This is a genomic window from Phenylobacterium sp. (assembly GCF_030697925.1).
GTDB lineage: Bacteria > Pseudomonadota > Alphaproteobacteria > Caulobacterales > Caulobacteraceae > Phenylobacterium.
Genome location: NZ_JAUYOJ010000215.1, coordinates 80,158 through 90,917 on the forward strand (window position 1 = coordinate 80,158; position 10,760 = coordinate 90,917).

A 10,760-nucleotide genomic window follows, 5' to 3' on the forward strand; every position below is an offset into this window, starting at 1 on the left:
GGATCTCAGAGGGCCAGGCCTCGCAGCGCCGTCATCAGGCAGCCGTACGTGATGCGCTCCTGCTCCAGGCGGACGTGGTCGCCGTATCGGTTCAGCTTCAAATCCTCGAATAGCCGACGCTCAGCCTCGGACAGTCGCGGCAGTTCGCCGACAAACGGTCGCTCTTCCCGGACCCAGAGCGACCGGTGGGTGAGGAGCGTTGCTTCGTCCATCAACAGCGACTGCGCCGTCGGGAAATAGGCCCGCAGACGTGCCAACATGGCGAAGCCGTGCGTGTCGATGTCGCCCCAATAGACGAGGCAAGACCGCCTGAGCCATTCGGCCTTCGCCAGCAGGTCCAGGCTATAGCCGAGTCCGAACAGTACCACCGCCTCATCGACCGGTGGGAAGGCGAGCCCATTCACCTCGTTCTCTGTGATGAAGACGACCCGCGGATTCAGGTCGAGACGTGCGAACTCCTCCGCCGGCGTGCTGACGTCAGACAGCCCCGCGAACAAGGTTTGCCCGTCGAGAAGCCGGAAACGGACCGTCGCCGGTTTGTTGCGCAAGCCGTAGCGGCCTTCAAATGTGAAGGCGTTGCCGGGTGCCGTCTCGCTGGAGGGCGGCGACATGACGACATCCAGCAGCTCCGTGAGCAGACCCCGTCGGCCCTCTATGAACTTCGTGTCGATTTGCGGGATGTCCACCTGCCGCAGGTACAGTCCGGACCTCGGGTTCTGTCGGAACCAGGCGAGAACCGCGAGGATGCGCGTCCAGTCCGCGGCGTGCTCCAGCGCCAGCAGGGGTTTCCGCGCGAGCCACGGCAGGAGTTCGGGGAAGGCTGTTGCTGTGGCGCGCGCGAGCGCGTCGAAACGCTTAGCGTCCGCCTGCTTTCGAATCAGCTGCAGAGCGTCCGCCTCGGTCGGCACCACGATCTCCGAAGGGAGACGATTGCGACCCAGTTGACGGTGTCGTACCTCGCGCCAGACGAGATCGAAACCGAAGCCGCGCGCGGTTCGGCTGGCCGCCTCCAGAGCGCGGACCCACGTCTGGGCGTCCCCGAAGCGTGCCGCCAGCGCCGAACTATCGGGGCCCCGCACGTGCATGCGGAGCGGGAAGATCGCCTCGCCAGTCACCTTTGCGGAGAGGATACGCCCCTTGAGCCAGAGCTTGAGGACCGAGGCCTCGACGTCCTCGGCGCACATCCAAGCATGGTCGATGGTCATGCGGTGCGCAGCAGCCGTTCCTGCCGATATTCCTCGATCGATAGATTCCGCAGCATGGAGCGCTTTCCGCCCTCATTGTGGACAAACCCGACGGCCGCGACGAACGGCTCGATGGTATGGATCTTCTGCAGGGGCGTGACGATGAGGAGCTGCAGGTCCAGCTCGCGGAACAGCTCCAGACCGTAGCGCGTGGATTCGTCGGAGCCGCGACCGAAGGCTTCGTCGATCAAGACAAAGTGGAACGAGCGCGACTGTGAGGCGCCGACCTCGAGACCGAACTGGTAGGCGAGGCTCGCGGCGAGCACCGTGTACGCCAGTTTCTCCTTCTGCCCTCCCGATTTCCCGCCGGAGTCCGCATAGTGCTCGAACTCGGTGTCGTCCTCGCGCCAACGCTCAGAGGCCGAGAACACAAACCAACTGCGCACATCGGTGACCTTGCGGCTCCAGCGCTTGTCGAGTTCCGCCGACCCTTCGCGGCCCCGGAAGCGTTCGATGATCCGCTTCACTTGGAGGAACTTGGCTTCGGAGTAGTCGCCATCATCCGATCCGGTGAGGGCGCCTTCGGTGCAGGCCCGTAGGTCCTGCTGAAAGTCCCGAATTTCGATGTCGCTGTTGGGCTCGGCTTCGAGGACGATGTAGCGGCCGGGATTGTAGGCGATGCCGCGCAGGGACTGGTTGATCCGGTCGATGCGCTCGCGGATCGTCTCGCGCTCGCGGGCGAGCTGCGACTGGAAGTTCGCCACTTCGCGGATCGTGTTCTCGTTCAGCAGGGCCTTGAAGCGCGCTTCGAACCGCGGAAGATCGTCAGTCCTAAGGGCGGCCAGCATGGTTCGATATTCGCCGCTCGCCTCGATCGCAGCATCCACGTCGCGGGTCTCGAGCGGATAGGTCGCCTTGTAGGCCTGCATGGCGCTAATGATCCGATCGCGCAGGCGCGCGATCCGGCGATCCTCAGTATCGATGTGAGTCTGCAGCCAGTCGCGAAGCTCGCGCTCGCGGGCGTCGCAGTTCTCGATCGTGAGTTTATGGTCGCCCAGCGCTTCTGTCCGGAGACCATCCAGACGTGGGAAGACGACCTCCTGAAGATGTGCCGTGGCGACAGCCGCCTCCTCGCTCACGATCCTAAGCAGCTCGCCGTCCACACGACGACGTTCCTCGATCCGCGCCTGCTCGGCGATCGCGCCCTGGTGGCGCGTCGTGATCGCCTGGATCTCCTGCTCGATCTCGCTGAGCTTCGCCGTTAGGGTCTTGAGCGCGTCCGACCCCTCCTGCAGTTGCCGGCGCTCCTGCGCGAGCTTGTCGATGTTGATCGCGATAGGACGCCAGTCCAGCTCGGCGAAATCGTTGAACACCGACAACTGGCTCAGGTTGTTGAGCCTGTCGGCCAAAGCACGCCTCTTGGTCGTCAGCTGCGCAATCAGGGCCGCGATGGCGGCGGAGCGCTGTTCGAGATCGCCGATCTTCTTTGTCAGGGCCGCGATCTTGGCTTGGTTCGACCAGCCGAGGACGTAACGTGTGCGATCGTCCAGACGATGCCGATCGTCCTTCTCGTGACGTTCACCGTTGGCCTTCAACTGCCCAGTCCGCGTTAAGGCGCGCTCTTCCCGCCGGAATTGTTCCATCGTCGCGCAACAGGCGTAGTCGAAACGCCGCGAGAGCTCCGCCTCGAGCCATCCGTAGAATCCGGAGTCCGACTTGAGGGCCAGCTTCCGAACCAGCGAGAATTGATGAAGATGCGTGGTGACCGGACGCCGTTCCCGTACTCGGAAGTAGACCAGCCTGTCGCCGATATGAGTCTGATCGACCCAGTCCGCTACGTCTGCGTAAGCGTCGTCGGGCACGAGCAGGGACAGCGCGAAGCCGTGCAACACCCTCTCAGCCGCGCCTTCCCACGCGCGTTCTTCCGGCCGGACCTCGATCAACTCCCCGACGAAGGGAAGGTCAGTCTCGTCCAGGTCCAGAGCGAGGCAGAGCTCTTCTCGGATCTTCAGGGTTCGGCCCGGAATGTTGGAGCGGCGACGCCGCAGTGACTCCACTTCACCGGATAACTCCTCGTGCTCCTCCTTGAGCTTTCGGAACTCGATCTGCTTTTCGGTCAAGGCATTCTGGACGTCCGCTTCCTGCTCGTGGATGGCGGTCGTTTCGCTGTCGAGCTGCCGTCGGTTCGAGATGAAGGCGTCAACATCCTTGGCATCCGGCAGCCCGGCCGCCTTGGCAAGCTCTCCATATCGGTCCGCGCGCTTCGACCGTTCGTCGCGGGAGCGCGTCTGACGCTCGATCTCCACGCGCAGTGCTTCGATGTGGTCGCCGCCGTTTTCGCCAATGGCGCGCTTGACCTCGTCTCTTTGCGCCTCCTGATCGTTCAGCCGGGTTACAAGCCCCTGGCCACGGGCGATCGTGCGCTCCAGCTCGGCCTCTAGGTTCTCAAGCCGTGCACGCAACAGCCCGGCCTTGAGCCCGGAGAAGTACGGTCGCAGAGCGTCACGCGCGTCGCGGCGGATGACGACCTCGGCGGTCAGCTTCTCGAATTGGTCGCAGTCGTCGGCGAGCGGCCCCAGCTTTTCGATCTGGTCCTTGGCCTTCAAGACGGCTTCGTGCGCTCGGTGCAAATCCTGGAAGTGAGCGATGAGCGCGTCGATCCGGGGTTCGACGTCGAAAGGCTCAAGCATGTGCTGGCGTACGAAGTCGGTGAGGTTGCCAACGGCCTTCATGGAGACCGTTTGGTGAAAGAGGTCGAGCGCCTGATCGCTCTGAATTCCGAACCGGCGCCGAAAGGCTGCGCCATATGGCGGGAAGCTGTCGTGGACTTCCACGGAGGGCATAGACCGCAGCTGCTTCTTCAGGGCAGCGACATCGCCGCCGAAGTCTTGGAAGTGCTCGGCGATCGAGAGCGGCCGGTCGGCGACGACATAGAAGCGCGATGGCTGTCCGTGGGGTTCTCGAAACCAGAAGACCTGCGCCAAGGTGACATCCTGGTCGAACGCCTCGTTGCGGAAGCGTCCGAGGATGACAGCGTAGGTCTTGTGATCGCGAAGCCCCACCGGCTTAGCGGAATAGCCCGCGTCGCCGCGCTCGGACTTGAAATGGCCGAGGACATATGACCGGAGATCACGCTCGCGGGCCTCGGCCCCCGCCGCCTTGTTGTAGGCAATCTTCTGCGCCGGCACGAGCAGCGTCGTGACCGCGTCGACCAGGGTCGACTTGCCCGAGCCGATGTCGCCGGTCAGCAGGGTGTTCTCGCCGTTCACGTCGAGGCCCCAGACGCTGCCGTGGAACGTCCCCCAGTTCAGGACCTCGCATCTCTGCAGGCGCATGCCCGTGCGGGCGCGTTCGGGGGTAACGACGACGATGGCTGGAGCCTCGGTCATGCCTCTTCCGCCTCTCCGAGGCCTGCTCCATGCCGTCGATAAGCTTCCAGACGCTCGTTGTAATCGCTCAGCCACTGGGCATCCACGAACGCCTTCAGGATCCGCTGCACCTCATACAGCTCCTCGGTCGCGCGCATGCGGCGGAGGAACCCCATCTCCACGGCGCGGGCGATATGGCCGTCAATCCGAGTCCGCAGGCGTGCTTCATTGGTCGTGTCGGGCAGAAAGAGCCGCATCATTTCGAGGATGTCTTCCGGCCGGAGAACTAGTCGGGCATCGGCGCTGCTGGCGTCGAACTCCGCGAGCTTTTTCCGCAGTAGCGCCAATAGCAGGCTAACCCCGAAGCCGAGTTGGCGCCGCGGAACTAAGCGGGGGACGGCTTCGGCTTCCTCGGCGTCGTCGCGCTGGCGCAGATAGGCGAAGCCTTCCGCTTCATCGAGTACCAACTCCAGCCCGAGGACGCGCACGTACTCGCGGACGCGAGCCTGCAAACTAAGGACGTGCTGCCAGAGGGCGGGATCATCATCACGGTTCGTGACGCCTTTGAAGAGCGTGACCGTGACTACGGAGAACGGATCGGTGACGACCTGACTGTTCATCGCTCTAGGACACCGCTTCCATCATCTGGGCCGGGCGCTTGAAGACGACGACGGGCATGAAGGCACGGCGGGTGGCGCCGGCGTCGTCGACCCAGGAGATGGCCACGCGTCGGCCGGCGTCAATCAGGGCGTCAGCGTCGTCAGCCGCCAGACTCAGGTAGGCGATCAGCTCCGCCAAGCCCTGTTCCAGCGGTTGGGCTTCGATCAGTTCCTCCAGCGACACTTGGCTGTGGGATTGCAGAAGGCGCCGGATCGCCTGCATCAGCCGCGCTTTGTCGACGTGGGTGGTGGCGAAGAGCGCGTCCAACGCGTTCAGGTCAAATTCGTCGTCGAGAACATCCACCTCGATCTGCGTCTTCTCAGGGGGTGTGAACAGGGGGCGGTCCATCGCCAATCCGATCCGCGGCGCAGGTTCATCGAGCGGCATCAGCTCCCCGCTGGGCGCATTGGCACGGATGGCGAGGGCGTTCTGCTCAAGCTGGCGAATGAGATCCATGATGCGGCGGTTCTCGAGCCAAGCCTGGTCATCAAGGTAGCGCCGCAACTGTTCTGAAAGCCGTGCAACCGTCCTCTGCGCGACCTCGCCGGCCTCGAGCCAATCGTAGTGGATGCGCAGCAGCCTGCCGTCAGGCTCGAGCGCCTGGATAGCTTCCATCGCGAACGCGGTTTCCAGCAGCGCCGAGAGCTCCTCCTGGCGGGCCGGAGACATAAGCAGGTCCCAAAAGGCCCTGAAGCTCTTGCCCTGATCTGAGTCGGCGATGAGGTCGCGCTGGCCAAACACTTCTTCAAGCAGTCCAGCCTTGCCGCCCTCCCAGGTGGCGATGCGCTCTCGGACCTCCCGGTCAAGAATGCGGAAGTTCTGTTCCACTTCGCGGAAGTCCGACAGCAATCCGCGCGCCGTGCCGGCGATCTGCATGAAGCGTTCCCGGATCTGTGTGGCGTCGAGAACCTCCATGTGTCCTTTCTGGATGTCCCGGATTTCGCGGTCGATCTCGGCCTTCCGCTTCTGCAGCTCCGAGATGCGCACACCGGGATCGGATTGCGCCCGTTCGACGAGCTGCCTGAGCAGGTCGAACACGGTCATCATTCGGGACTCGGTTCCGACAAACTGCCGCGCTTGCAATCCCGTGAGCCACTCCAGCGCCTTTTCCGTTGCAGGTGTAATGTCGAAGGAGGGCTCGTCGACGGCCCCGGCGTAGTACTTGCGAAGCCAGCCGTGTTCGTCGGAAGCCCAGTCGTCGAGGTACCCGCTCGCGGATTTGGGAAAGGCCTCGTCGCTGGCCTGGGCCCGCAATTTATAAAGATGATCGTCCAGCTTCGAGGCGAGCTCTGACTGGAGATGGGTACGGATGTTGGGGCGGATGAACGCGTCTTGCAGGAAACTCGCAATCAGCGGCGCGTGAGCGGCCGTAAGCAGCCGCCAAGCCGGATTCATGCGCCGGAGCGCTTCAAGGGTTTGGTAGTCCATCGCGACCAATCCCGCCATACGGCTACGCCAAATGCGGTCGCAGCTGTCGCCAAGCTGCACGATAGGACGTTCTTGTATCGTTCGACAATCAGGACGCGATCATCACCGTGCAGAGGTTCTCGATCTCGCGAGATGACTTTCAGAAACGCACGAACCCGGCCCAAACGCCTTTGAACACCGGCGCATCGTTGGCCGCTACCCCCACCACCGTAGGGATACGTCCGCAAGACGCGTCCCTACGACTAGACGACAGGCCTACACAGGTCCTGCACAGCCAATTGCATCTTGAATTTCATCAATTGATTCAGTAGGATATCTGCTCCAGATCTCCCCTTGCGGGAGAAGGTGGCCTTGCGGAGCAAGGTCGGATGAGGGGTCTCTCAGACCTCGCCGGCTAGATCGGCGAAGCCAATTGGACACGAAGGACGCGAAGATCGCGAAGAAGCCGAACACCCGGGGCCGCGCCACGGGCCCTTTGTGGCCTTCGCGTCCTTCGTGTCCCTATCTCTTCCAAGAGTCGCGGCTGCGCCACCGCCAACCGGATAGGGCTATCGCCCCCCCATCCGACCCCACCCGCCCCAGATCAAAACACGAACGACCCTCTCGCAATCCGCCCCCGATTTCGCTAAATCCCCCCACATGACGCCCAAGCACATCGACTTCGAAGGCATCGAGAACTTCCGCGACTTCGGGGGTTACGCCACCGCCTGCGGCCGGGGCCTGAAGGCCGGGCGGCTGTTCCGGTCCGCCAACCACGCCTACGCCACCGACGAGGACCTCGCCAAGCTGCGCGACCTGGGCGTGGAGGTGATCGTCGACCTGCGGCGTCGGCGAGAGCGGGAGCGGGAGGTGTCGCGGCGCTGGGACGGGTTCTCCGGCACGGTGATCGAGAACGACATCGAGGGCACCTATGCCGACTGGCAGGAGGCCATGGCCCAGGCCGACAGCATCGACGCGGCCTGGTTCTACAATGACAGCCTGACCTATTACCGCCGCGCGCCGCACGAGCCGCGCCACGTCGACCTGTACGCGCGCTATTTCCAGGCCCTGGCCGAGACCGACGGGGCGCTGGTCGTCCACTGCGCGGCGGGCAAGGACCGCACGGGGCTGATCTGCGCCTTCACCCACCACATCGCCGGCGTGCATCGCGACGACACCCTGGCCGACTACCTCGCCACCAATGACGAGGCGCGGATGGCGCGGAAGACCGGCTTCCTGGGGCCGTGGCTCAAGGACCTCACCGGACACACGGTGGACAACACGGCCCTGCGCCGGGCGGTCAGCGTCGACGAGGCCTATCTGGCCGAGGCGCTGAAGGTGATCGACGAGACCCACGGTTCGGTGGACCGCTACCTGGAAGAGGTGCTGGGGGTCGACGCCGCGCTGCGCGCCCGGATCGAGGCGCGGATCCTGGGTTAGGCTCGCAAGCAGGAGTCAAAGTCCCCTCAGTCACCCGCGGTGACGGCTCCCCGCGAGAGGAAGCAACTTGAGGCGGCGAAGCCGGTGGACACAAAGGACGCGAAGACCGCCGCGCTTCTCTTCGCGTCCTTCGCGTCCTTTGTGTCCGCCTCTTCCGGGGATTTCGGCTTCGCCGATTAAGATCCTCACCAGCGGGCGGGCTGACAGCGGGCGCGCCATCGCCTAATCGTCCCCGCAACAAGAAGGGGACCATCATGCAGAGCTTCCAGCCGCCGCGGCGCATCCTGATGGGCCCGGGCCCCTCCGACGTCAGCCCCCGCGTGCTGGCGGCGCTGGGCCGGCCGACCATCGGCCACCTGGACCCGGCGTTCCAGGACCTGATGGAGGAGATCAAGGAGGCGCTGTCGCGGCTGTTCAACGCGCCCGGCTATGCCTGCGTGCCGCTGCCGGCGCCAGGAACGGCGGGGATGGAAGCGGCGATCATGAACCTGCTGGAGCCGGGCGACCGGGCGGTGATCGCCGTCAACGGCGCTTTCGGCGGCCGCATGGTCGACATGGCCGACCGGGCCGGGGCCGAGGTGGTCAAGGTCGAGTTCGAATGGGGCAAGCCGGTGGATCCGGCGGCGGTGGAAGAGGCGCTGAAGGCGGCGGGGAAGGTGAAGGTCCTGGCCTTCGTCCACGCCGAGACCTCCACCGGGGCGCGGTCGGACCCCGCCAGCCTCTGCGCCCTGGCGCGGAAATACGGGGCGCTCTCCATCGTCGACTGCGTGACCTCGCTGGGCGGGATCGTGGTGGACGCTGCGGCCTGGGACGCCGACGTGATCTATTCGGGCACCCAGAAGTGCCTGTCGGCGCCTCCGGGGCTGTCGCCGATTTGCCTGTCGCCGCGGGCCCAGGCGGCGATCGCGGCGCGGACCACCAAGGTCCGCAACTGGCTCTGCGACTTCAACCTGCTGATGAGCTACTGGGGCGGCGAGGGCGGCCGGACCTATCACCACACGGCCCCGATCAACGCGCTTTACGGCCTGCACGAGAGCCTGGTGGCCCTGTTCGAGGAGGGTCAGCAGGCGGTGCTGGTCCGCCACGCCCGCACCCACGAGGCGCTGGCCGCCGGGATCGAGGCGGCGGGGCTGAAATACCTGGTCGATGAGCCGCACCGGCTGCCGCAGCTCAATGCGGTGATCGTGCCGGATGGGGTCGATGAGGCGGCGGTGCGGGCCTATGTGCTGGCCAAGTGGGACCTGGAGCTGGGGGCAGGGCTGGGTCCGCTCAAGGGCAAGGTCTGGCGCATCGGCCTGATGGGCGCCTCGGCGACGCCCTGGCACGTGCGGCTGTGCTTGACGGCGCTGTGCGAGGCCCTGGCGGCGCAAGGCTTCGCGGCCGACGCCAAGGCGGCGCTCGCGGCGGCGGACAAGAGGCTGGGCTAGAGCGTCGGGGGCGGCGCAGCCGCGACGTCCAAAAGGCAGGAACCACGAACCTCACGAACGACACGAACGGTCGGCTTCACGGCCTGTCGAGTTCGGCTCTGTTCGTGTCGTTCGTGAGGTTCGTGGTTCAATTTGGCTTCGCCACTCCAACCCGCGAGGTCTGAGAGACCCCTCATCCGACCTTGCTCCGCAAGGCCACCTTCTCCCGCAAGGAAGGGGAGAAGGACGGCGTTCGCCAATCTCATGTCGGGTGAGCGGTACTTTCCGACTCCCCATCGCGCGTCGAATGCGTACCTTGCCTTCGAACGCCGCCGGGACGAGCGGTCGAGGGGAACGTCATGACCACCGTCGTCGAAGCCAGCGGACCCGGATCCATCGCCGACATCCCGATCGAGGCCGAGCTAATGGGGGACGGCAAGCTGTCGCGGGGGGCGGCGGCTTGGGCGGTCTTCGAGGGGGCGCGGATCCCCTATGTGATCCTCATCACCATCTACATCTTCATGCCCTATGTGGCCGCCGTCATGGTCGGCGACCCGGTGCGGGGTCAGGAGATCATCTCGCGGTGGAGCCAGTATTCCGGCTGGTTCATCATGGCCACGGCGCCGTTCCTGGGCGCCTCGATCGACAAGCTGGGGCGGCGCAAGACCTGGCTGGCGCTCATCACCGTGCTGATGATCCCGATGATGTGGGCGCTGTGGTGGGCCAAGCCCGACGGCTCGGGGATGTCGGTGCTCACCGTCATGATCCTGACCACCCTGGTCGGCGTGCTCTATACCTACTCCGAGGTGCTGCATAACTCGCTGCTGGTGCGCGCGGCGGGGATATCGGCGGCGCACAAGGCGTCCGGGTTGGCGCTCGCGCTGGGCAACGCCTTCGCCCTGCTGACCCTGGGATTCACGGCCTGGGCCTTCGCCCTGCCGGGCAGCGGCCTGCCCTTCGTGCCGGAGAAGCCGCTATTCGGGCTCGATCCGCTGCTGCATGAGCCCGAGCGGATCGTCGGGCCGATGGCGGCGATCACCTTCATGATCGGGGCGATCCCGCTCTTCCTATTCACCCCCGACGCCAAGCCGACCGGGGTTCCGGTCCTGCGCGCCCTGGGGCAGGGGGCCGTGGACCTCTGGCGGATGGTCTCCGGCATGAAGCATTACAAGGACGCGGCGATCTTCCTGATCAGCCGGATGTTCTATGTCGACGGCATGACCGCCATCCTGATCTATGGCGGCATCTACGCCAGCGGGGTGATGGGCTGGGGCGCGCTGGAGATGCTGATGTAC

At 65.0% G+C, this 10,760-nt stretch carries 7 protein-coding genes; 3 read left to right on the plus strand and 4 right to left on the minus strand.

Annotated features, from left to right (window positions below; genetic code table 11):
* Positions 1-5: 5 nt before the first annotated feature.
* From Q8Q88_RS21280 to Q8Q88_RS21295, 4 genes are read right to left on the minus strand one after another with little or no spacing between them, the layout of a single operon-like run.
* Positions 6-1,205, minus strand: a complete 1,200-nt coding sequence (locus tag Q8Q88_RS21280; RefSeq protein WP_305677189.1) for a DUF3322 domain-containing protein — start codon at positions 1,203-1,205, stop codon at positions 6-8.
* A complete protein-coding gene (locus Q8Q88_RS21285) occupies positions 1,202-4,573 on the minus strand; it encodes an ATP-binding protein (RefSeq protein ID WP_305677190.1) in 3,372 nt (1,123 codons plus the stop codon). Before Q8Q88_RS21285 ends, Q8Q88_RS21280 begins: the two co-directional genes overlap by 4 nt.
* Positions 4,570-5,172: a DUF4194 domain-containing protein gene (locus tag Q8Q88_RS21290; protein WP_305677191.1), complete on the minus strand. Its 603-nt coding sequence runs from the start codon at positions 5,170-5,172 to the stop codon at positions 4,570-4,572. Before Q8Q88_RS21290 ends, Q8Q88_RS21285 begins: the two co-directional genes overlap by 4 nt.
* Positions 5,173-5,176: 4 nt before the next feature.
* Positions 5,177-6,640 (minus strand): DUF3375 domain-containing protein, encoded by a 1,464-nt coding sequence (locus Q8Q88_RS21295; protein ID WP_305677192.1) that lies wholly within the window; start codon positions 6,638-6,640, stop codon positions 5,177-5,179.
* A gap of 639 nt (positions 6,641-7,279) precedes the next feature.
* Between Q8Q88_RS21295 and Q8Q88_RS21300 the strand changes: the two genes are divergently transcribed.
* The 3 genes from Q8Q88_RS21300 to Q8Q88_RS21310 all read left to right on the plus strand — a co-directional run.
* The gene (locus Q8Q88_RS21300) at positions 7,280-8,059 is read left to right on the plus strand and encodes a tyrosine-protein phosphatase (protein ID WP_305677193.1); all 780 of its coding nucleotides are present in this window, start codon (positions 7,280-7,282) and stop codon (positions 8,057-8,059) included.
* Positions 8,060-8,313: 254 nt separating this feature from the next.
* Positions 8,314-9,486: an alanine--glyoxylate aminotransferase family protein gene (locus Q8Q88_RS21305; RefSeq protein ID WP_305677194.1), complete on the plus strand. Its 1,173-nt coding sequence runs from the start codon at positions 8,314-8,316 to the stop codon at positions 9,484-9,486.
* A 338-nt stretch (positions 9,487-9,824) separates the two neighbouring features.
* Positions 9,825-10,760: MFS transporter (locus tag Q8Q88_RS21310; protein ID WP_305677195.1), on the plus strand; the 936-nt coding region annotated here is incomplete at its 3' end.

Excerpts from the sequence above, each read along its gene's own strand:
- Q8Q88_RS21290 (WP_305677191.1), bottom strand. The coding sequence starts at position 5,172 with ATGAACAGTCAGGTCGTCACCGATCCGTTCTCCGTAGTCACGGTCACG.
- Q8Q88_RS21305 (WP_305677194.1), top strand. The coding sequence starts at position 8,314 with ATGCAGAGCTTCCAGCCGCCGCGGCGCATCCTGATGGGCCCGGGCCCC.
- Q8Q88_RS21300 (WP_305677193.1), top strand. The coding sequence starts at position 7,280 with ATGACGCCCAAGCACATCGACTTCGAAGGCATCGAGAACTTCCGCGAC.
- Q8Q88_RS21280 (WP_305677189.1), bottom strand. The coding sequence starts at position 1,205 with ATGACCATCGACCATGCTTGGATGTGCGCCGAGGACGTCGAGGCCTCG.
- Q8Q88_RS21285 (WP_305677190.1), bottom strand. The coding sequence starts at position 4,573 with ATGACCGAGGCTCCAGCCATCGTCGTCGTTACCCCCGAACGCGCCCGC.
- Q8Q88_RS21295 (WP_305677192.1), bottom strand. The coding sequence starts at position 6,640 with ATGGACTACCAAACCCTTGAAGCGCTCCGGCGCATGAATCCGGCTTGG.